Source organism: Kangiella sp. M94, assembly GCF_054926195.1.
Window position 1 is genome coordinate 2308195 of sequence record NZ_CM142903.1, and the last position, 20607, is coordinate 2328801.

A 20607-nucleotide genomic window follows, 5' to 3' on the forward strand; every position below is an offset into this window, starting at 1 on the left:
ATTGAGGCTCTTATGATCCGAGTTATTATCGAGCGAGTGATTCAAGAAGGTAAACTTGACGATTATCATGCACTGATCCGCCAAGCGAAAAATAAAGCCAGTAACTCCGCAGGCTTCTTAACCGGCGAGATTTTCCACGTTAAAGACAACCCCAATCACGTCATCGTTATGTCATGCTGGGACTCATTTGAGACCTGGGAAGTGTGGGCTGAATCAGAACATCGACTTGATTTGCTTGATGCCATAAGGCCATTACTTGAGTCAGATGAAAAAGTTACTGTATTAGAAAGCAGTCATCTTAAAAGCTAGATGCTTACCTACCGAATTTAATCAAACTTTCCCCAAGACAATGGATAGCACCAATTTCCCCCTTATATTGAGCTAAGGCACGTACAAAATATAGCAATCAAAATCGTGGATGATTTTGATAAGAATTTTCAGCACATGGATGTGATGTAAATTCTGGTGCGTTAAGTATTTTGGGAGTGGCGCAGGAAGTCACGCGTAGCGTGGCCTCAATATCGGGGTGGTCTTCTTTTATGAAGTACATCCTGTACTTCACCCTTCGGGCTAGCTTCGCTATTCAAAATCGTTCCTGACGATTTTGTGGTTACTTAGAGCAAGACAAATTTGTCTGGAACAAATTTGAACAGCGGAGTGAAACGACGCTGGCTTAAGCAGAATACAGGGATGTATTCTGTAAAAGTAACTCGCTGAGTGGCGAAAGGACAGGTGCAGGAATGATTATAAAAAGATATAGATTTACCAGAGGCATTTCCTACGGTCACCCTCCTTCGCGGGCGACCACAGGAAGTGCCCGTGGTGAATGACATAACTGCTTGAAGGTACAAATAAAATCCTAGACTAACATCGCATCAAGACTGAACAATCAGTCTAAAAATACTTCGGCCACTCTTTTTTTAACTGCCCCGTCATAGCCATAAATAACATCTTATAATCTGCCATTAATGACCATAAAGGATAAGTGAAGGTGGCTGGTCGATTCTTCTCAATCACGAAATGGCCAATCCAGGCTGGCCCATAACCAACGACTAATACTAGTGGTAGCCACACCCATTGCTGGGTTGCAATCAAAAAGATCAGTAACAGCAATGAAGCTGTAGTGCCAACATAATGAAACAGGCGGTTACTCGGCAAGCGATGCTCACCGAGATAAAAAGGCCAAAACTCTTTAAAGCTTTTGATACTTTTGTCCGCCATAGTTGTTCTTACATCTAATTACTGGTCATCGCCAGTTGCTTCTTTAACTTCCTCTTCAACTTCTTCGGCAACTTCTTCAACAGTTTCCTCAGTCGCTTCAGCAGCCTGTTCCAACTCTTGAGCAGCTTCTTCTACTTGCTCTTCAAGCTGTTCATCAATGGCTGGCTCTTCTGCAGGCTGAACTGGCTCAGTTGGGTTGATTTCAAGTAGTTCAACTTCGAAAACAAGCGTTGAATTGCCAGGAATAGCGCCACGGTCCATTTCGCCATAAGCTAAATCAGGCTTGATCACAAACTCGTATTTATCGCCAACATTCATCAACTGAACGCCTTCAGTCCAGCCTGGAATCACACCACGCAATGGAAAGTCGATGGGCTGTTTACGCTCATAAGAACTATCGAACTCTTTACCGTCAATAAAGGTACCACGGTAATGAACTCTGACAGTGTCTTCTGCAGCGGGGCTGTCTTCGCTGCCACTGGCTTCAACAACACGATACATCAAGCCAGATTCAGTAGTTTTAACGCCTTCTTTCTGTGCATATTCTTCGCGGAAAGCATCGCCAGCAGCCAGGTTTGCCTCTGCTTCTTGCTGAGCTTCGGCTTCTAGCTTGGCTTGATGCTCTTCCATTTTCTTGTTTAAGTCACTTTGAAAAGCATCCATTTGCTCAGCAACTTCTTCATCCGTTAACTGAGCATTACCGGCAAAGCCATCCTTAATACCTTCAGCAACAATCTGAGGATCAATCTCGACTCCGTATTCTTTAAGCGACTCAAAATTCTGACCCATTTGAGTCGAGAAATTTACGCCAATCGCATAAGCGGTTTTATCGTATTCACCTTTGAATTCTGCAACTTTCTGTGTTTCTTCAGTTTGTTCAGACTGTGTTTCATTGGATTGCTCACAACCTATTAATACAGCGCTTAGCGCTAGTGCTAATGTCGTTTTCTTCATCGTTAGTTTTCTCACTTCAATTTCCCCAAATAGTGGTTGAAAAACAGGCATTGTGCAGGAGTTGCCTACAAAATGCGAGGTCTAAACTTGTAACTTTTGAACTATGCCACCTAGTTCAGAAGCTTCCTGTAAAGCTTCATCCGCTTCAATTCTTGACTGAGCCTGAGTTTGAATATAGAGCCGTAGGTTACTCATTGGTTCAATTGAATGAGGTACGATCGGCCAGAACGGCAATAGGCTCTTAATGGCTTGTTGTTGAACCAGTTTTTCACCTTTCAGCTCAACAGCCAACAGTTTTTTATATTCGTCCTTCTGTCCCAGATGTTTTGCCTGTCGACGTCTGTTACGAAGATCTGAAACAGCTTGGGTCGCTTGCCGGCCATCACGTATCACTTTCTTCCAGATAACCATATCCATTGCAATACCCTGCTTTTCAGCCCATAAGGCCAATAGCACATAGTTTACATTCAGTTGATAGCTATCTTGTAATTTAAGCAGCAAGGGCTTGGCCTGCGTTACCTCATAAAACAGGCACGACCAATCCCAGAAGTTATCCTGGTGATGTTGTAATAGCTGTTCCTTGACCATCAACTTACCCCATTCGTTGATACAGGTACTTAAACTTAATTCTTGTTCTCGACCTTGCTGACTAAGACAGCCCAGAAAAAGACCAGCCAGCTTATTATGAGAAGGCTTCCGCCGAGAGGGATTACTTTACGGATCAGGTCATTGCCCGTCAATGCGTAAAAATACAAGCCTCCGCTGAAGCCTACGATACCGGCAAACATTAACCAGCCAGCTAACTCTCCTTTACCATCTGCTATAAAGCCCGAGACGAAACCGACCGCCAACAGGCCTAATGCATGGTAAATCTGATATTGGACACCCAGTTCGAACAACCTTTGCATATCGCTGTTCAGGCTTAGTGCGTGCGAGCCGACTGCTCCTAACGCTACCCCAAGCGCCATAAACATGGTGCCATGTAAGATAAAATGCTTTTTCATCTATTATTAGAGAAGTTTAAAAGGGCCTTAGTATTACATGAGAAAAGCGGTTTACAAAATCTGCGGTTTTATAATGGGTCGCTTTACGGGTAAAATGATGGAAATTTTCTAATGATTTGAATCTCTTGGCTAAAAAACCCAGCAAAGTATCGTCTTTCTTCATTGGCCTGGCCTTTGGCTTACTGAAACTGTTCGCAAAGCTCCCCTATCCGTTTGTTATTGCTTGCGGTCGTCAGCTAGGTCGTCTGCTATATCGAGTTAAGAGCCGTCGCATCATTGTTGAAGCCAATCTCCGCTACTGCTTTTCCAATGTAAGCTACTCTGAACGCCAGAAGCTGTGTAAACAGCATTTTTTGGCACTTGGAGAGGGCTTTGCTGAATTAGCGCTGGCTTGGTATAAACCTTTTAGCAAGCTGGAAAAATACCATGAGATTCGTGGCCTTGAACATTATGAAAAGGCGCAGGCGACTGGCCGCGGTATTTTCTTTCTAGGCTATCACAACACCAGTCTGGAACTGTCGGGCGCCATTATGTCCCGCTACCTTGAGTTTGCCGCGTTTTATCGTCCAAATAAAAATCCAGCACTCGATCATCATATTCAAAAAGGGCGCAATAATCGTACCCAAACCATGGGCCGCAATGATATTCGCTCAATTGGTAAATGGTTAAAGTCTGGTAAGAATCTGTGGTTTATGCCGGATCAGGATATGGGTCGTAAAGCCACTGTGTTCGCTCCCTTTTTTGGCAATCCTATGGCAACACTTAACTCGCCAATGCGCATCACCAAGCTAGGCAATGCCATTGTACTGCCAGTCAGTTACCACAAAGATTCCAACGGTAAAATGATTGTTGAAGTATTACCGGAAATTGAATTTACCGGAAAGGATGATATCGATTGCACTATGACCAACAAAATTCTTGAGGCCTGCATCATGCAAGCCCCTGAGCAATATTATTGGGTTCACCGCCGTTTTAAAACCTTGCCGGAAGGTCAGCGCACTATCTACAAGCAAAAGCCACCAAAACTAAACACTATTAGTGCAGAGCAACACGATGGCGGCATAAGTGCCGGTAAAGTATTAACCCGACAAGATGGCTTGCCAAAGCTGGTACGCACCTTTGATGGGCAGTTGCTTAATATCTTCCCGCGTCGCACCAGTCTGGCGATTGATATCACTCGCCAAGAACTTAAGCGCATGCTGGATAAATGTTCGCTGTTTACCTTCCGCGGCTTTTATACCATCACTCCGCAGGAATTTACGTTATGTGAGGAGCGCAATGCCTATATGTTGCGCTATCTGGAAGTACCCGGTGTTAGCCTGAGCCATATCCCTGCTGATCGTCATGAACCAACCGCTATTCTGCTCGGAAGCTGGCTTAGACATCTACATAGTGAAGGGGTTTATTTAAGTGACATTCGTCAGGCCAATATTCAGATTTTACCCAACGGGGCTTTTATTCTATTAAATCCAACCAACTGCGAATTTTTTGACCGTGAACTTAAGGAATCTTTGCGTGAAAAAGATCGTCAAAAGATGATAGAAGCGATTGCGTTATTAAAAGACAGTCAGCGTTGCCGTGAGTTATTTATTGAGCAGTATCAGATGAATCCGTAAGCGACTCATCTCTTAAAAATACTGCTCACTTTATCCATCACATCATCAACACTGATCAGCTCCATTGCCTGGCGGTTATGCACTCGCGTCCGCCATGAAACTTGATTCAGCTCTTTACCTAGAAACTGTTTTACTGCCTGTTCAAACTTATCGATAGTATAACTCTGATTCAGGTAGGGGCCGGAGAGCTTGCTGGGCGCTACTGCATACAAACCTATAACTGGCGTGCCTACTGCATTGGCGATATGAGCCGGACCAGTGTCTGGTGCAATACAGGCTTTTGTTTTCTGCAAAATAGCAGCCAGCTGCTGTAAATTGGTTTTTCCCACACAGTTAATGACACCGACTTGTTCTTCAATCTGCTTCGCCAGAACCTTATCCAAATCATCTGGCCCACCGGTTAACACTATCGGTAAATCGTATTCCTGCTTAATCTGCTGAATCAGCTGAACATAATTATTGACCGACCAGCAGCGCTCTAATTTGCTTGCCGCGGGATTAATGACAACAAATTGTTCGGGCAACTTAAGCTCAAGAGTAGACTGCTGACTTTCATCTGACAGTTGAATGAGCCAATCGTCTGTAGTCACTTCAAGCCTAGAGTTAGTTAACTGTTCAGCAAAACGCCTAAAACTATCGTGCAGATGCTCATCCGCAAAGGCTATTCTTTCGTTAGTAAATAACCACTGCCAATCACGTGCGCGAACTTTATCAAAACCAATTTTGCGGGTACTTTTAATTAGCGGATAGATTAAATTTGCACGTGCGCTTGCCTGCATTGCCAAAACGGCATCAAACTTTATGGGTGATAATTGTTTTTTTAGCGCTCTATAGTCTGAAATGCTTTTGGGCTTATCAATGGCAATAAAATGCAACCGAGGATGAGTGGAGTGTTTTAATAATGAATAAGCTGCCTTACCTATAATCCAATGCAGCTCCAGTTCAGGCTCTTGTCTTAATAAAGCGCGCACCACCGGCAACACCAGTGTGCAATCACCAATTGCCGATAACCTGACTAGCGCAACCTGCATTTTAAGTCCTTAAGGTCTTTACATTATTCTTTATTCGTACTCTCTATTCGACAGTGGCTCTTTATCCAGTGTGATGTAAGCGCCTGCTCGAATACCCATTTTTAAGAATAACACCGAACTGAGTGCTCGCAGTAGCATAAAGGCATAAAAAGCCCACCACAAGCCGTGGTTGCCAAAACTTTTGGTCAGGAAATACAAAGGCACAAAGCCAACTAAAACGGCAATCAGCATAGAGTTACGCATAGCGCTGATTTGCGAGGCACCAATAAAAACACCATCCAACCAGAAGCTCCAGACTGATACCAGAGCCATAAAAATAATATACAGATGATAAGGCTCAGAGGCCTCTATCACACTATCAATGGTGGTGATCAAACCAATGAATTCCTCAATGAACAGCCAGAAGACAAGTGCAAAAATCACACTGACCAGTAATGACCATAACCCGCCAACATTAATGCTGGAGCGAAAGTCCCGCCAATTATTGCGGCCAATCGCCTTACCCACTAGAGCCTCAACAGCATTAGCAAAACCATCCAGGCCATTAGCAATTAACAACAGGAAATTCAGCAGTATGGCATTGATTGCCATCACTTCATCGCCGAGCTCAGCACCACGGGCATGAATGGTAAAAAAGACCAACTCCAACGCCAGGGTACGAATCAATAAATCGCCATTTAAACTCAATAACCTTTTCAGCTTGTGCCATGCCAGCTTAAATTTCTCAGCAATGGGATACTGAGCTAACAGACGCACCACATGATATGCACCAAACGCAAAACCGACCGCTTCGGCAATCACGCTGGCCAATGCAACACCCTCAACTGTCATACCCAGGCCCAATACAAAATACAGATCCAGAATCACATTAAGCAGGTTAATAATCAGCAGCATCCAGAACGGAATACGCGCCGTCTGCATACCCAGAAACCAGCCAATCATCACCGCATTGAGCAAACTAAACGGCAGCCCCCAGATCCGAGTATTCCAATACGCCAGAACACTCGACTCAACCTCTGGAGAACCCTCAATCCACCATAAAATCAGCTCAATCAACCAAGGATTTAACAGTAGCGTCAGCAATGCCACCGACAGCCCCAACAAAGAAGACAAAAACAACCACTGCCGAATCGCCACATGATCTTCTGCACCATAAGCCTGCGCCACCAGCCCCGTCGTAATCATCCGCAGAAAACCCATGGTCCAGACAATAAACGTAAACAACGCCGCACCCAGCCCCACCGCCGCCAGATAAAACGGCTCAGGCAAATGCCCCATCACCGCCGAATCCACCAGCCCCACCAAAGGCACCGTCATATTCGACAGCAACATCGGCAACGCAATACGCCAAATCGCCGAATGCTGATCACGACGGGTTAGGTCTTGTTTTAGGGTTTTATAGGTCCAGAGTTTCATGTTGTGTTTGATGATTAGTATTGGACTGATGAATAATCTTTAGATGGAGGTTTCGCCACTCGGCGAGTCACTTTTTCTTGCGTGCCCAAGAAAAAGTAACCAAAAAGAAAGGCACCCCAGTCGTTAGGTCCTTCGGACTTCCCTCGCTCATCAAAGTTATTACGGGCCGCCAATACGAAACGTCCTGTTTCGAAGTGGCTAAATTGGGCGTCCTGCCCAACTTGCCCTATAACTTTTCTTCTCTCGCCTAACTCTAAGGGGGACTCTTGGAGCCAGCCTGCAACTTTATCTTTTTCCTAATACTACCAGTCTGGGATTAGAATTCTGACTGTTCTCTTAAAATTTGAAAATCCCTCGCCACGGTCCCCACTAAGTCTTCACCCGGTAACACTTCATCTGGCGTCAGTAACGCATAACGTCGTCCAAGTGGGTCGATAATAAACCAGCGAGCTGTATGTTCGACCAGGTAGTTATCCGGATCATCATGGCCGGGTATTTTATAGAAAGTGACACCAATCGATTCAGTCAGTTTGCGGGTTTCTTCTAAACCAGCATTGAGACCTATAAAGTCTTTGTTAAACGCTGGCACATATTTAGCCAGTCGCTCAATGCTATCACGCTCGGGATCGACTGAGACCATCACTACCTGGGTTGAATTAGCGATATCTTGCGGTAACTTTTGCATGACCTGATTGATATTGCTCATTGCGGTTGGGCACACATCCGGGCAGGTGGTAAAGCCAAAAAAGACAATACTCCAGGTACCGATAAAGTTTTCCTGATTGAACGTTTCGCCGTTATGGGTCTTGCCCTCAAAAGGTGCTATCGCACGCGGTTCACCAAAGGTGCGCATCATTTGCATTTCTTTTGGCGCAAACAATAACTGATAGGACATGACACCAGCTGCTAGCGAAAGAACTGCAACTATAATAAAAATCATTCTGGCAAATGCTGAATTTTTCTGCATGTTAGCCTCTAGTCTAGATTAAAAGTTAATAAAGGGATCGACATAGTGGTCGATCAATAAGAATGCGAATAAGAAGGTTAGATAACCAATGGAAACACCAAATGTTTTCATGGCAATGCCTTCACGCTCACGATACTTAAGCACCACGGTGTAATACAAAAACCAAAGCCCCAAACCCACAGCAGCGACCAAATAAATAATACCGCTCATACCAGTCAGGTAAGGTAGCAATGTCGATAAGATTAATAGAACCGTATACAGCACGATGGAAGTCTTGGTGAAATCTTCGCCATGTGTGACTGGTAACATCGGAATCTCAGCTTTAGCATAATCTTCGATGCGATGAATCGATAGCGCCCAGAAGTGCGGTGGCGTCCAGGTGAATATGATCAGCACCAGTAACCACGCATGTGGATCGGCAGAACCCGTCACCGAAGTCCAACCGAGCAGCGGAGGAATAGCACCTGATAGACCACCAATCACAATGTTCTGTGGCGTCGCACGCTTCAAAAACATGGTGTAAACAAAAGCATAACCGACCAGCCCGCCGAGCGTTAGTACAGCCGTTAAGGGGTTAACCAGGAACCACAGCATAGCCATAGCAACAATGGCCAGCACTGCTGAAAAGATAACGGCATTACGAGGCTTAACACGACCTTGCGCTACTGGACGCTGCATAGTGCGAGCCATCATGGTATCAATGCGCGCATCGACCACATGGTTAACCACTGCTGCGGCACCCGAAGCAAAAGCAATACCCAAAGTGCCGAAGATTAAAGCATTTAATGGTGGGAACCAGCTTTGAGTCACATCGTTGGCCAAAAACATACCCACTACGGCAGTAAAAACCAACAAATAAACCACTTTCGGTTTGGTCAGTTCATAATAATCACGCCAGGTGATAGGGCGACCTTGGCTTTTCGGCACACCCTCTGTTGCCTGGGTTTGCTGATTCGAATTAGCCATGCTTGCCTCCCTCTTGCTTGGATTGTTTAAATTGCCAATTAACCAAAAAGTTCACTGCAATCAAGGTTAATAATAAGACGACACCACCACCATTATGGGCAACGGCCACATACAACGGCAGAGCAAAGATAATATTACTGAAGCCCAGCAGCATTTGTCCGATGAGCACTAATGCCAATGCACGCCCAAAGTGACGTATCAGTACACTGTCTCTTTCACGAATCATCAGAATTGCCAATAAGCCCACCACCAGGAAGACAAGATAAGCACCGATACGGTGACTGACATGAATCGCTACTTTTTGCTGGTGATTTAAAACGCCACCTTCGTAATTGATAAAGGATTCGCCCTGAGCTTTAGCTAAATCAGCTTCGAACTTTTCCTGTTCCAGAGCCTTGAATTCATCAAACTCGAACCCCTTTTGCCACAGATCATAACCACCTTTAAAGTCAACATTCTGTGTCCAGCCATCATTACAGAAAGGTAGTTCAGTACAGGCCGTTGCCGCATAGTTAGCCGCAGTCCAGCCGCCCAATGCGATTTGCAGTATCACCACTATAAAACTGACCAGCGCCAACTTTTTGAATTTCTTGGCGACAACCTGCGACAGTGAAACAATCTTCGGTCTTAATTGCAGAATGTACAAAAACAACAACGATATGATTGAGAAGCCACCCAACAAATGCAGCATGACCACAAATGGATGCACTTTTAAGGTCACTGTCCACATCCCCAGTAAACCCTGGAAGATGACCAGCGGTAGAAGTATGGAAGGAATTAGAACTGGAATGGTTGGGTCTTTGCGTCGCCCTCTCCAGGCTCCGATAAAGAGAATGATAATCACCAGACCAATCGCTTTAGCGAAGTGGCGGTGAATCATTTCAGGCCAGGCTTTATCAGCCTCAAACACCTGATTGTATTTAACCTCGGCCTGCTTAATATATTCAGCATCTTGCGGCACAGTGAAATGACCATAGCAACCCGGCCAATCAGGGCAGCCCAGGCCAGCGTCACTAAGACGCGTCCAGGCACCCAGCAAAATCACGCACAGCGCCAGAATACTGGCAAAAATTGCAAATCTACGTAAAGTTCTTTTTTGCATTAATAGTACCTACTTACAAACCTGTGGCCTTAATGGCACGTCGCACATCATCACGCAGACCTTTGCTGCGCATCATCGCTTCCTGCTCATCAGCTACTGGCTCGTAGCGCATGAAAATATTGCCATGCACATCCATCAAATAAATCTTGCCAGCCTCAAGTTGCACGCTGTCGCCCTCAGTCGGCTTACCATTGCCACGTGCCAGACGTAACTGTTCGCTGTCCTGCACCTTATCTTCATAAATAATGTCATCTGGGAAAACGATCAGTCGGGTAAGCTTTTCAGACTCTTTACCCAATGTGGCGTGAGTCTGCGTCAGCCAATGAATGTTCAATTCGCAAACTTCATCACAGGTGTTCTGCTCAGGAAAATAAATCCACCACCACTGAGTTTCGAAATCTTTGAAGTGTAACGGCTGATCATCAACACCAAACCATTCAAATTGATCGAAATGAGGATAAGGAGTTTCCAGAAGGGTGCCGTTATTCTTGGTTGCCACATGGAACCAGCCCATATGCATTGCTACATAGGCCAGAATTACCGGTGCGGCAAATACCAGGACCAGAGCTGAAACGACTTTTCGGTTTTGACTGCGTACTTTCGGGTCAACCGTTTGCTGACTCATCTTGTCTCTCTCGCTTTAGATTTAGATTTAACACAATGAATAAAATGATCAGCACCAAGGCCATCCCAAACCACTGAACCGCATAGGCAATATGCTTTTCCGGAGGACTTGCCACCAACTCCCACTGCCTGACGAAGGGGGAACTGGAATCTGCCTGCTGCCTGACCACAAAAGGAGCGGTATGATACCCTATTTCGCCCGCTTTTTCTGCAATAGTTTCCAGATCAAACTGGCCAATGAGCCAGGCATTATCGAACTTTTGCCACTGGGCATTTTGCGCCACAACCTGATTGGAGCCCTTGGAAAAATAGAGCTGGCCTGAAAGCTGATTATCCGTAAATTCCGGGATATCGGGTACTTTTTGGTAAAAATCTTGACGCGGAAGCCAGCCACGGCTAACCAGTACATACTCAGGCAGCTGGCCAGAAGTGTCTGCCTCGACTTGCCACAAGCCATAAACCTCATAACCCAATCGTCCCTCATGCTTTTGGTTATCAACCACCAGATGAATACCATGAACAGGAGCCCCGCTAACGGTAACTTTGGTCTGGTCGGGCTGCTCTAATTGAAGTGCCTGTTGCAAGCCAATGCTTTGCTGACTGGATTTAGCCTCAAGGCTCGCTATCAACTCGCGCTTTTCTTGAGCACGATCCAGTTGCCAGACACCTAGACGCAGCAGAACTGGGAGCAATAATAAGAAGGCAATGGTTGGGAGCAAGGTAGGCGTAAAACTGCGTTTACCCAGCGATATTTGAAACAAAGGTTTAAACAAAACAAGCCCTTAACATTCTACTGCTTCTGTTTTTATAGCCAATCTGCGTATAATGCGGCACTAGTACCCATGAAATACAATCTGTCGCTGGCGGATTGGTTAAAAGCAAAGAATTAGATTATGTGGATTAAAATTGTACTCATTATATTGATGCTCGCCATATTATTCAGCCTTTTTAGAGGCCTGTTCTTCTTGGGCAAGGGCGATGAAGAGTCGAGCAGAAAACTGGTTAAGGCACTCAGCTGGCGAATCGGTTTATCTATCTTGTTGTTTATCATCGTAATTTTGCTACATTACTTTGGTGTTATAGAGTTTAGAGATAGCGTTCTACCGGTAGAAACCTCCGTGCAAGGAAGTAGCAATGAATCAGTCCAACTCCCAAAATCCTGGTAAGTTTTGTAATCAATGTGGGCAAAAGACCTTTCGCCCACAAAGAACCATCAAAGAATTATTAGTCGAGTTTGTCGAAGATTGGTTGAACTACGACTCTAAAGTTTTCAAAACCGCTCGCATGCTGGTTAAGCCGGGCGCCTTATCTCGTGATTACTTCACCAATTCTCATCATAAAAATCATTACGTCACCCCCATCAAACTTTATCTGATCTTATCGATAATTTTCTTCTTAATGACTAAGTTTGGTGGCTTCAATATCACCAATGTACAAATAGGTGGAGCAGATCTAACGGTTGAAGAACAGGCAGAAATTCAAAAAGAGTTAGCCGATGCACGAGAGCAGCTAGCGAATAACCCTAATGTTAGCCCTCAGGCATTGCAAGTGATCGAAGAGGCTCAAAGGATTCCTCTTGATAGCAGCCCCGTTGATCCCATGGAGCAGGCTCTTAACTGTAAATCTGAAGCGAAAAACATGTTTCATCTATGGCCTCAGTGGTTAGATCAGGCATTAGAAGAGCGTATTGATAAACTGTGTGACACCTACCACGATATATCCTACTTACCAGCAGAAAAGCAAAAGGCCGCCCGTACTGCTCTGGGGGTTGCGATTGTGCAAAACATGATAGAAGTGATTCCGCAAACCATGCTGTTCGCTCTACCAATTTTTGCCTTGCTACTGGGCTTGTTTTATTTATTCAAAAAGCGACTGTATGTTGAACACCTGGTTCTGCTGATCCACAGCCACAGCTTCATGTTTGCAGTGATTCTACTGTACTTAGGCTGGGTTCAATTAGTCAGCTGGCTACCACAACTGCAAGTACTCCACCTCGGTTGGTTCGTTTTCTTAGGCTTAATACTCTATTTGTTTTATGCCCAGAAAAACTTTTATCAAACAGGCTATTGGGCAACCAGCTGGCGCTTCCTGCTGTTTGGTTTGCTCTATACGATGATTTTCGGCTTTATGCTGGTAGTGGCTTTGCTGGTTGGATTGATGTCAACTTAATACAGGTCTGGATGAAGGCAGGATGCGAATAAGCTTATCTTTTCTCGCCTTTATATCCTTCAAGAAGGTGATTCCAATCTTCTTCTAGCCAGTTAAAGTCAGGGTATTTCGAGTCTTCTTTCCTAAGCGAGCGCTGTAGTCTTGGTAGGTTAGTTTCCAACTTAGCACTATCAGTCGAGATTAGCCGCCCCTTGTCAAAGTCTATCAACCAGAACTTGCCCTGATCATCCAACAGAATATTGTGAATATTTAAATCAGAATGATAGACGCCTTGCTCATGAAACTGTCTGATAAGAGCCCCCACGGCCTTCCACTCATCAGCAGAAAGAGAACGCTGTCGCAAAATATGAAAAAGGTCCTGAGCATTTTTTATCAGCCCAATGATGATTGAGGCTCGGTAAGTAAAACCATTTTTATCTACCATCAAAGCCACTGGCTCAGGCACGGGCAATCCCTTCTTACGCATTTTACGCAGCAAAGAAAGCTCACGATAAGCGCGCGTTCGCTTTAACCCGGTAAACAGATAAGAGTCTTCAACCCACTTTGATAAAATGCCACCCCGGTAGTACTTTCTAAGCACGAACTGCTCATCCTGCTGTTGAAAAAACCAGGTAGTATTTCGTCCGGTTGAAGATCCAATGATAGCTCCCTGCTCTGTTAATAATTTTGCATCAAACCAGTCGCTAGTAACCTTGTCGCGAAAACGCTTAGTCGTCACCAGGAACCGATTTCTGTCAACTTGTTGAATTTTCACAGAAACGTAAGCGGGACAGATGGTTGGTTTATGGCTTACTATACATTAAAATCGACGCAAGTCCCTAATTTTCAAGGTCATACTGTGTTAGAAAACTTTCCTCAGTCACCACAAGCCATCTGCATTTTGCGCCTCTCTGCTATTGGCGATGTGTGTCATGCAGTATCGACCGTACAGGCTATTCAACGCCAATACCCGGATGCATTAATCACCTGGGTCATTGGTAAAGTCGAAGCGCAGCTATTAAAGCATTTACCTGATGTTGAATTTGTCATCTTCGATAAAAGTAAGGGCATTAAGGCGTATGCTGAGTTGCGTAACGCTATGAAAGGTCGGCAATATGATATTTTGCTGCACATGCAATTAGCATTTCGTGCCAATCTTGCTGCTCACTTTATCCCTGCCACGATCAAGCTAGGCTTTGAGAAAAAAAGGAGCAAAGAATTACACTCGCTGTTCGTCAACGAACACATCACTGATAGTAAAGGCATGCATGTTTTAGAAGGGTTCAGAGATTTCGCCCGCGCCATTAGCGTGCCAGACAGCAAGCCATTGTGGAATATTCCACTACCACAAGAAGTCGAACTGTGGGCAGCCAATCAACTACCACAAACACGCTTCGTCGTTCTTTCCCCCGGAGCAAGTAAGGCTGAGCGAAACTGGCTAGCTGCACGTTACGCCAAAGTAGCAACCTATTGCCACAATAAAGGCTATACCGTAGTCATGACCGGCGGCCCTAGCGCCATGGAGCGTTCACTGGGCGATAGTATATTGAGTCATTGCAAAACACCTATGGTCGATCTCATTGGCCAAACCAATCTCAAACAATTACTGGCAGTATTAAAAAAAGCTCAGTTTGTTATTGCACCGGATTCGGGACCGGCTCACATGGCAGTCACTCAGGGAACGCCGGTGATTGGCCTCTACGCCCACAGCAATCCGCAGCGTACAGGACCTTACTTATATTTAGACTATGTTGCTGATGCCTATACTGCATCAGCAACACAGCAACTCAACTGCTTACCTAGTGAGATTCCTTGGGGTTATCGATTAAAAGGCGACAACCTGATGCAACAGATTACTGTTGAACAGGTTACCCAATTAATTGATCAGGTGATGCGAGACTTCCTAGATGAAAATATTGTAAACCAGAATGATTACCAGTAAGACAGCAATGACACCCTGACAAATATTTAAGAACACATCTTCGGCATCATACTCATGCACATGTTTTGGCTTAACTGCTTTAGTTTTCATGGATTCTCCTTGCTTTCGCTGTTATCCAATGAAGCTCCAGTATTCATGAAAAAGTCAGCATTGTCCTGTCTGTTTCCCGAACTTTTCAAACGACTTAAAAAGCAATGACTTAGATCAACATGCAAAATTTTAGACTGCCGTAGAACAGACTTTGTTCAGACTTCTGTCAAAAAAACAAAACAGCTGTTACACGAATAGTATAATCACCGCCTGTGTTAGAATAACCATCAACAGAATAAGCAACAGTACTTTTAACTTTTGGTTAAGGATTTGATGCTTTTCTGTCTGATGCTTTTTTTTGCGCTCGCCGACAAAAAGCTCAATGTTGAATAACTTTAACTCTGAACTGTTCACAGGCCTTTTAATTTTTTTGTCAGTCCCTATACCATTTATCTTCTCGCCGCCTGTGCTTGGGTATCTATGATGCTCAGACCTGGTACTAATACCATGACTTGTCAGGAAATCATCATGACGCCTACCGCGGCTAAGATAGGGCTCTGGATTTAGAGCTCTATAGGAAGGGGTATTGCATAACATATAACCTTGGCGAGTTATTGTTTTCAGCTCTGGACTGCGGTGCTCAGCCACCTGTCGAAAAATTTTACGCAACTTGGAAATGCTGCAATAAATTGCATCATCACTAATTGACACTCCATGCCATACTTCTTTAAATAAAAGGTCTTTAGTAACAAGTTCTCCAGCATGCTCATTCAAGCACACTAAAACTTGCATCACTTTGGGCTCTAACTCAAATGCTCTTTCATCAATTGTAAGCTGATTAAGAGCAGGATTGACCTTCCAATCAACCAGTTTAAAACCGTCAGACAGGTACTGTTGCATTGCCATTTCCTTGTCTTATGACATGGGCCAGTATGTTATCGGGGGGTTGTATCTCCAACTCCAACCGTTAGACCATAAAACTGGAGAAAAGTTATTTTCTCATATCAAATGATACTGAAAACCAACATGCTAACCAAAAGCAAAGCAATAAGAATCCAGCAGGCATCAAGAAAAATATCTTCTAGATCTAAACGAAAGGCTTTCTTAGTATTAGTGTTCATAATGGTACTCCTTGTACTAGTTATTAATAGCAAAATATGCTTGTTTAGTACCTATATGACACGAGTTATCAGAAAACTGTTGTGAGTAAGTGTAACTAAGTTTGTCTTTGCTGAATTATCTGCTCCATTTTTGAGAATCTATGTCTAATTGATGACAATTTCACTTGCCAGACATAATTCAAAATATATTTCAGGGATTAATGTTTCTCGTCGGAAAAGAAGTAAATTAAAAACTGGTGGTGGCGGTTATGCTAAAATCCACCCCGCTCAGATAGTCTGAGTTTACCGGTGCTGCTAAATTGATGTTGACCAGATTGCGGCCACTAGAGCGTGAAAAGAACAGTCTGATACCAAGCCCAACACCAATTAATGTGCCTTCTTCCTGGTTAGGGTAAAGCGTTTCACCACGGGCTCGCCCCACATCGACAAATCCCGCAAAGCCCACATCGACTAGCTTGAATAGATTTATCCCTGGATAGTATCGCTTTTCTAAGTTCGCCAAATAGGCTTGCTTGCCATGTTGATATTGCAATGGATAACCGCGTAACCCACTCTCACCCCCAATGGCAATCGGTCTATCGATAAAGGGATTTTCAGCACCCCAATACTGAGCCTTCAGATACCATATTCGAGTATCTGAAGCATGATGAAAATATTCTAAGCCGGTAGAGTAGTAATAGGTAGTTTCAACGCTACCATCAGGTTCAACACCATCGCTGGACAGCCAGGTGGTATAAAGATGTTCTTGATTTATCTGGTTGGTATAACGGCTGTCCCATCGCCAGTGCATAGCCTTTTGATACTTACTATTACTGGTATTAACCCCCAATCTTAAATTATGGCTCCAGCCTAATTGGACATCCTCTGTTCGGCCAATTAAATACAGGTTCTTGGTTTTAATAAAATTGTCATCAATGTACTCAATGCCAAACCAGGGGTGGGTAAAATCACGTTCTTCGGGCAACCCGATAGTCATCAATTTTTCAATGAAGCTATCCTTACGCTCGGTGTAACCGACTTCGTATCGCACAGTCCGATCATCGACCAACCCTTCAGAAAATCCGTAGGATAGCTCGAAATGATCAATCTCATGGCCAAAGACATTAACCTCTTCATCGTTGCTATAAATGGTGTCTTCACGACGCTCCGTATTAATATAAAAATTTGCGCTCCATTCGTCATCCAACGTATAAAAAGGTTTATTCAAGCCTAATGAGTACTGCTCACCATCCGAGGTATCGGATAAGACCAAGGCCGCTTGCAAATGACTTTCAGTGGAAACTTGTGACGCAAGAACCAAAGAGTAACCCGTTCGTTCCTGTTCTTTGAAATATAAAATGGTGGCTCTTAAGCCATGACCTAGAAGGTTTTCATCCTGAATACCATAAGAATAGTCGGTAACCCCACCTTCTCTGCTAATATCAACCGTCGGGACTAAGGTCCAGTTTTCCCAGGTTTGAACCTCAACAATAACGCCATCTCCCGTTTCAGACTTTCTCCAGGTAACTTTGGCATCGCGCAGAAAAGCCTTTGCTCTTAATATCCTTTCAGCTTCGTCAATAGTTCTGACTGAAACCAGGTCTCCTTCTTTAAAGGGTAATAAACGACTTATCACGTAAGGACGTGTATCAATATGAATCTGGTCAGCCGTTTCATACAGCCAGCCGGTACGCTCTTCTTCACTAAAGATTGGGTTAATGGTAACAACAATTTCTGCAATTCTGACTTTGTCTTCGCCTTTGACAATACAACATAAGGTTGCCAGAAACATGGCAAGCGTTACTTGCTTTATTACCTTTAAAATTGCCACAGATTGCTTCAAGTCCAGTCCTTATAATACCTGTTACTTAGCTAGTCTTCTCACTTTATTCCATCATAGAGTCACCAATCATGAAAGTCATGCGCTGAATTTTTCGTCATTTTTCATAGCCTTAACAATGCAAATCTGACTACCAACAATTATTGACAAAACCCTGCTCATTGCCTAGCATCATGACAAAGGGAATTTTAAATGGTTACACAACTTCAGAAAGGACTCACTTCTCAGGTTGAGCAAGTGTCTTTTCTGTAAACAGTTTTTAAACCAAAAAACTAAGACAAGGAGAAAGTTATGTCTGGAAGTAAAGAAGCCGTTGAATTGGCTACCCACCTACCCGAAATCGGTTTTCCCGAATTCACCACCAAATTAGTTAGCGATGTTTTTGATACGTTAATCGCCTCTAATTTACGCCAAACCGAAGCCTATGTTGAGTTATTAAAGCAGACAGGTAAATCATTGCAGGCGTTTATCAACGATACCAAGGATGACATCGATGGCAATATGCTGTTGCAATTCCTGTCCAAAGTTGTTGGCGCGGATAATGATGGTAACCCTGTCGTTAAGCCTAATGGTACTTTAACTCAAGGCCAGGCGAGCGATCTAAACAAGGCTGTTGAAGTCAAAGATGCTGGACTTGATTCTGATAATAAAGTCGTCACACACGGTTCACTTGATGATACTAAGTTTCAGAAGATCCTGGACGCAGTTGCTAACCGACTCGCAGCAGATAAGTACACCCTGCTTAAAGAAATGGTTAAGCAAGGTCTGTTGCGTCTGGTTATTGAGCAAGGCGAAATTGAAACCCGTCTGACCTTCAATACCTATGGTTCGTCGTATTTACAAAACCGCTCGACTGACTACAATCGGAAGAATTTTAACTTCCGCGCAAAAGCCAAAACAGGCGGTCTACTATCGGGATGGGTAAAAGCATCGGCGTCGACTTCATATAACAGTATTAAAGTTTCCACGGCCACTAAAACCGATATCGATCGCTCAAGTAGTAGCGTGCAGATTTACGGTCGAGTCCATTTAAACTTTAAAACTGATTACCTACCATTAGACCAAGACTAAGCGGGAGAACATCATGTCAGAAGAAATTTTGACGCCCGCTGATATGGGCTTCGCCGAATTCGTGGCGAAGCTCATTTCTGAAGTGTTCGATGCGGTCGTCACTTCACAAGCGGAGCAACAAGAAAAACTGCTCGAAATCAAAGAGCTGGCAAGCTTGCCCGAGTCTTTATTTGTCGACTCATTGCTTCAACGCGATGAATTTTTTGACCAAATTGATCGGGTATTAACATCCTATTTCCCCACCACTGCCAAAAATATGCCACATGCTATTTACCAAGGCGCTCCCTACAAAGCGAAGAAAGGCAATACCAACGAATCACCGGCTATATTTGATGAACTGGGACTTGACCTTAGCGAAAGCGAATCAGCCAAAAAGGGTAAACTCACCAACCAGGATGTGCTAGCGGTTTACCAAGCTGCGGCAACTCCCTACGCACAACAAAAGCGTAATGCCATGTTGCAAGCATTGGAGCAAGGATTCTCCAATATCGTTGTCGATAGCGGTAAGATTAATGCAAAGTTCACTTTCGGAACCTCCATCGATAAAAGTGCTGAAGATGAAGAAGATTCAGCCCCGGCAAAGCCCAAAGCTAAAGTCCCACCCAAGGCAAAATCCCCCGTTCTGGATAAACGAGTCAAGTTGAAAGAGTCACTGCGTAAAAATTTGATTGATAATAAAACCATTAGTTCCAGGAGCAGAATTCTGGCTAATCCCACGCTCAAAGCGAGCATCCTAAAACCCAACCTTACAAAGGACATCAAAGTTGCCATTCGTCCAGTAAGCAATAAAGATCCGCAAGCTACTACAGCAAAAGCCAATATTTACAGCGAAATTGAACTTAACTTTAAATCTATCAGGTGAACCTAATGGCTGATGTGAATATTGACGATATTGTCCATATGGTTCATGGCGAGCTTACTTCAGCAGTGGCTAATACCACAAGTTTCCTGGACGCACCTTTGGTGGAAATATCCACCATCAAGGTGCGCATGGGGCAACAAATGACTTCGGATGGCGCCCATACTCTCCAGTTGGATCCGGCGAAATATCCGCTATCAAATAATGGCTGGCAATTGGAGATAACCTATGACGCCAAGTCTCCAGAAAATCGCTCCCATATTGATAAGCTGACAGAAAGCGGCACCCCGGCTTATAGCTCTTATGAGTTCTTATCTGGACTATCCATCAGTCATATGACCAACTCAGTTGCTCAGCATCGTAATCTACTCAAGAAACATGGCATCACTACCATTACTCAATTGAGCGAGTCCGAGCCAATACTCATAAAGCAACTCGCCAAAACATTATCACCAACCAACATACGCAACGCACAAACCCTCACCCGCTTGGCTCTTACTATTCCGGATGTGAATGTACCTGAGGATTTATTATCACTGAAACTTGTTCAGTTTCTTGATGCGTTTCCTTCTTTCAATAAAGCTGACTACGACCACTATCAATGGAATACTCTTGAAGTTATCTACGAATGGTTACAGCAATTGGAGCTATGCCTGGACTCACAATTTTTTACCTCTTTGACCTTTAATAAATTACTGCTAAAGGGTTAAGCTCTT

23 protein-coding genes are annotated in these 20607 nt (G+C 44.1%); 8 read left to right on the top strand and 15 right to left on the bottom strand.

Annotated elements, in window-relative coordinates:
- Positions 1-12 precede the first annotated feature (12 nt).
- The gene (locus ACYTXU_RS10625) at positions 13-309 is read left to right on the top strand and encodes an antibiotic biosynthesis monooxygenase family protein (protein WP_462206730.1); all 297 of its coding nucleotides are present in this window, start codon (positions 13-15) and stop codon (positions 307-309) included.
- Positions 310-894: 585 nt separating this feature from the next.
- Here ACYTXU_RS10625 and ACYTXU_RS10630 read toward each other — a convergent pair.
- The 4 genes from ACYTXU_RS10630 to ACYTXU_RS10645 all read right to left on the bottom strand — a co-directional run bounded on the left by ACYTXU_RS10630 (position 895) and on the right by ACYTXU_RS10645 (position 3179).
- Entirely contained in the window at positions 895-1221 is a 327-nt protein-coding gene (locus tag ACYTXU_RS10630; RefSeq protein WP_462206731.1) for an Mpo1-like protein, read from the bottom strand.
- Between the two features lie 18 nt (positions 1222-1239).
- On the bottom strand, positions 1240-2190 hold the full coding sequence (gene fkpA / locus ACYTXU_RS10635) for an FKBP-type peptidyl-prolyl cis-trans isomerase (protein ID WP_462206733.1): 951 nt from the start codon (positions 2188-2190) through the stop codon (positions 1240-1242).
- A 66-nt stretch (positions 2191-2256) separates the two neighbouring features.
- Positions 2257-2763 (bottom strand): TIGR02444 family protein, encoded by a 507-nt coding sequence (locus ACYTXU_RS10640; protein WP_462206734.1) that lies wholly within the window; start codon positions 2761-2763, stop codon positions 2257-2259.
- A gap of 35 nt (positions 2764-2798) precedes the next feature.
- Positions 2799-3179, bottom strand: a complete 381-nt coding sequence (locus tag ACYTXU_RS10645; RefSeq protein ID WP_462206735.1) for a DUF423 domain-containing protein — start codon at positions 3177-3179, stop codon at positions 2799-2801.
- A 125-nt stretch (positions 3180-3304) separates the two neighbouring features.
- Between ACYTXU_RS10645 and ACYTXU_RS10650 the strand changes: the two genes are divergently transcribed.
- On the top strand, positions 3305-4795 hold the full coding sequence (locus tag ACYTXU_RS10650; RefSeq protein WP_462206736.1) for a lysophospholipid acyltransferase family protein: 1491 nt from the start codon (positions 3305-3307) through the stop codon (positions 4793-4795).
- 5 nt (positions 4796-4800) lie between these two features.
- On the opposite strand, the gene ACYTXU_RS10655 is transcribed toward ACYTXU_RS10650, so the two are convergent.
- The 7 genes from ACYTXU_RS10655 to ACYTXU_RS10685 form a co-directional block, all read right to left on the bottom strand.
- Positions 4801-5826 (bottom strand): glycosyltransferase family 9 protein, encoded by a 1026-nt coding sequence (locus tag ACYTXU_RS10655; RefSeq protein WP_462206738.1) that lies wholly within the window; start codon positions 5824-5826, stop codon positions 4801-4803.
- Between the two features lie 30 nt (positions 5827-5856).
- Positions 5857-7242, bottom strand: a complete 1386-nt coding sequence (locus ACYTXU_RS10660) for an MATE family efflux transporter (protein WP_462206740.1) — start codon at positions 7240-7242, stop codon at positions 5857-5859.
- Positions 7243-7558: 316 nt separating this feature from the next.
- Entirely contained in the window at positions 7559-8209 is a 651-nt protein-coding gene (locus ACYTXU_RS10665; protein WP_462206741.1) for an SCO family protein, read from the bottom strand.
- A gap of 18 nt (positions 8210-8227) precedes the next feature.
- Positions 8228-9175 (bottom strand): heme o synthase, encoded by a 948-nt coding sequence (cyoE, locus tag ACYTXU_RS10670; RefSeq protein WP_462206742.1) that lies wholly within the window; start codon positions 9173-9175, stop codon positions 8228-8230.
- The gene (locus tag ACYTXU_RS10675) at positions 9168-10277 is read right to left on the bottom strand and encodes a COX15/CtaA family protein (RefSeq protein WP_462206743.1); all 1110 of its coding nucleotides are present in this window, start codon (positions 10275-10277) and stop codon (positions 9168-9170) included. The genes cyoE and ACYTXU_RS10675 overlap by 8 nt, the downstream gene beginning before the upstream one ends.
- Before the next feature lie 13 nt (positions 10278-10290).
- The gene (locus ACYTXU_RS10680; protein WP_462206745.1) at positions 10291-10902 is read right to left on the bottom strand and encodes a hypothetical protein; all 612 of its coding nucleotides are present in this window, start codon (positions 10900-10902) and stop codon (positions 10291-10293) included.
- Positions 10883-11674 (bottom strand): SURF1 family protein, encoded by a 792-nt coding sequence (locus ACYTXU_RS10685; RefSeq protein ID WP_462206746.1) that lies wholly within the window; start codon positions 11672-11674, stop codon positions 10883-10885. The genes ACYTXU_RS10680 and ACYTXU_RS10685 overlap by 20 nt, the downstream gene beginning before the upstream one ends.
- 120 nt (positions 11675-11794) lie before the next feature.
- Between ACYTXU_RS10685 and ACYTXU_RS10690 the strand changes: the two genes are divergently transcribed.
- Both ACYTXU_RS10690 and ACYTXU_RS10695 read left to right on the top strand, forming a co-directional pair.
- The gene (locus ACYTXU_RS10690) at positions 11795-12067 is read left to right on the top strand and encodes a twin transmembrane helix small protein (protein WP_462206748.1); all 273 of its coding nucleotides are present in this window, start codon (positions 11795-11797) and stop codon (positions 12065-12067) included.
- On the top strand, positions 12036-13070 hold the full coding sequence (locus ACYTXU_RS10695; RefSeq protein ID WP_462206749.1) for a DUF3667 domain-containing protein: 1035 nt from the start codon (positions 12036-12038) through the stop codon (positions 13068-13070). Before ACYTXU_RS10690 ends, ACYTXU_RS10695 begins: the two co-directional genes overlap by 32 nt.
- A gap of 34 nt (positions 13071-13104) precedes the next feature.
- Here the strand turns inward: ACYTXU_RS10695 and ACYTXU_RS10700 are convergent, their stop codons facing one another.
- A complete protein-coding gene (locus ACYTXU_RS10700; protein WP_462206751.1) occupies positions 13105-13824 on the bottom strand; it encodes a 3-deoxy-D-manno-octulosonic acid kinase in 720 nt (239 codons plus the stop codon).
- 30 nt (positions 13825-13854) lie between these two features.
- Between ACYTXU_RS10700 and ACYTXU_RS10705 the strand changes: the two genes are divergently transcribed.
- On the top strand, positions 13855-14991 hold the full coding sequence (locus ACYTXU_RS10705; RefSeq protein ID WP_462206752.1) for a glycosyltransferase family 9 protein: 1137 nt from the start codon (positions 13855-13857) through the stop codon (positions 14989-14991).
- On the opposite strand, the gene ACYTXU_RS10710 is transcribed toward ACYTXU_RS10705, so the two are convergent.
- The 3 genes from ACYTXU_RS10710 to ACYTXU_RS10720 form a co-directional block, all read right to left on the bottom strand.
- Positions 14953-15081, bottom strand: a complete 129-nt coding sequence (locus ACYTXU_RS10710; RefSeq protein WP_462206753.1) for a hypothetical protein — start codon at positions 15079-15081, stop codon at positions 14953-14955. The two genes, ACYTXU_RS10705 and ACYTXU_RS10710, sit on opposite strands and share 39 nt — an antisense overlap.
- 186 nt (positions 15082-15267) lie before the next feature.
- A complete protein-coding gene (locus ACYTXU_RS10715) occupies positions 15268-15921 on the bottom strand; it encodes a winged helix-turn-helix domain-containing protein (protein ID WP_462206754.1) in 654 nt (217 codons plus the stop codon).
- Positions 15922-16368: 447 nt separating this feature from the next.
- Positions 16369-17964: a BamA/TamA family outer membrane protein gene (locus ACYTXU_RS10720; RefSeq protein ID WP_462206755.1), complete on the bottom strand. Its 1596-nt coding sequence runs from the start codon at positions 17962-17964 to the stop codon at positions 16369-16371.
- Between the two features lie 288 nt (positions 17965-18252).
- Here ACYTXU_RS10720 and ACYTXU_RS10725 point away from each other — a divergent pair, with 288 nt between their 5' ends.
- From ACYTXU_RS10725 to ACYTXU_RS10735, 3 genes are read left to right on the top strand one after another with little or no spacing between them, the layout of a single operon-like run.
- The gene (locus ACYTXU_RS10725; protein ID WP_462206756.1) at positions 18253-19032 is read left to right on the top strand and encodes a hypothetical protein; all 780 of its coding nucleotides are present in this window, start codon (positions 18253-18255) and stop codon (positions 19030-19032) included.
- Between the two features lie 13 nt (positions 19033-19045).
- Positions 19046-19894, top strand: a complete 849-nt coding sequence (locus ACYTXU_RS10730; protein ID WP_462206757.1) for a hypothetical protein — start codon at positions 19046-19048, stop codon at positions 19892-19894.
- 5 nt (positions 19895-19899) lie between these two features.
- Complete coding sequence (locus ACYTXU_RS10735; protein ID WP_462206758.1) at positions 19900-20601, top strand: hypothetical protein; 702 nt, start codon at positions 19900-19902, stop codon at positions 20599-20601.
- Positions 20602-20607 lie beyond the last annotated feature (6 nt).

Bases quoted from the DNA above. Each gene is read 5' to 3' on its own strand.
- ACYTXU_RS10625 (WP_462206730.1), top strand. From the start codon at position 13: ATGATCCGAGTTATTATCGAGCGAGTGATTCAAGAAGGTAAACTTGAC.
- ACYTXU_RS10630 (WP_462206731.1), bottom strand. From the start codon at position 1,221: ATGGCGGACAAAAGTATCAAAAGCTTTAAAGAGTTTTGGCCTTTTTAT.
- ACYTXU_RS10640 (WP_462206734.1), bottom strand. From the start codon at position 2,763: ATGGTCAAGGAACAGCTATTACAACATCACCAGGATAACTTCTGGGAT.
- ACYTXU_RS10645 (WP_462206735.1), bottom strand. From the start codon at position 3,179: ATGAAAAAGCATTTTATCTTACATGGCACCATGTTTATGGCGCTTGGG.
- ACYTXU_RS10655 (WP_462206738.1), bottom strand. From the start codon at position 5,826: ATGCAGGTTGCGCTAGTCAGGTTATCGGCAATTGGTGATTGCACACTG.
- ACYTXU_RS10660 (WP_462206740.1), bottom strand. From the start codon at position 7,242: ATGAAACTCTGGACCTATAAAACCCTAAAACAAGACCTAACCCGTCGT.
- ACYTXU_RS10665 (WP_462206741.1), bottom strand. From the start codon at position 8,209: ATGCAGAAAAATTCAGCATTTGCCAGAATGATTTTTATTATAGTTGCA.
- cyoE (WP_462206742.1), bottom strand. From the start codon at position 9,175: ATGGCTAATTCGAATCAGCAAACCCAGGCAACAGAGGGTGTGCCGAAA.
- ACYTXU_RS10675 (WP_462206743.1), bottom strand. From the start codon at position 10,277: ATGCAAAAAAGAACTTTACGTAGATTTGCAATTTTTGCCAGTATTCTG.
- ACYTXU_RS10680 (WP_462206745.1), bottom strand. From the start codon at position 10,902: ATGAGTCAGCAAACGGTTGACCCGAAAGTACGCAGTCAAAACCGAAAA.
- ACYTXU_RS10690 (WP_462206748.1), top strand. From the start codon at position 11,795: ATGTGGATTAAAATTGTACTCATTATATTGATGCTCGCCATATTATTC.
- ACYTXU_RS10695 (WP_462206749.1), top strand. From the start codon at position 12,036: ATGAATCAGTCCAACTCCCAAAATCCTGGTAAGTTTTGTAATCAATGT.
- ACYTXU_RS10705 (WP_462206752.1), top strand. From the start codon at position 13,855: ATGGCTTACTATACATTAAAATCGACGCAAGTCCCTAATTTTCAAGGT.
- ACYTXU_RS10710 (WP_462206753.1), bottom strand. From the start codon at position 15,081: ATGAAAACTAAAGCAGTTAAGCCAAAACATGTGCATGAGTATGATGCC.
- ACYTXU_RS10715 (WP_462206754.1), bottom strand. From the start codon at position 15,921: ATGCAACAGTACCTGTCTGACGGTTTTAAACTGGTTGATTGGAAGGTC.
- ACYTXU_RS10725 (WP_462206756.1), top strand. From the start codon at position 18,253: ATGTCTGGAAGTAAAGAAGCCGTTGAATTGGCTACCCACCTACCCGAA.
- ACYTXU_RS10730 (WP_462206757.1), top strand. From the start codon at position 19,046: ATGTCAGAAGAAATTTTGACGCCCGCTGATATGGGCTTCGCCGAATTC.
- ACYTXU_RS10735 (WP_462206758.1), top strand. From the start codon at position 19,900: ATGGCTGATGTGAATATTGACGATATTGTCCATATGGTTCATGGCGAG.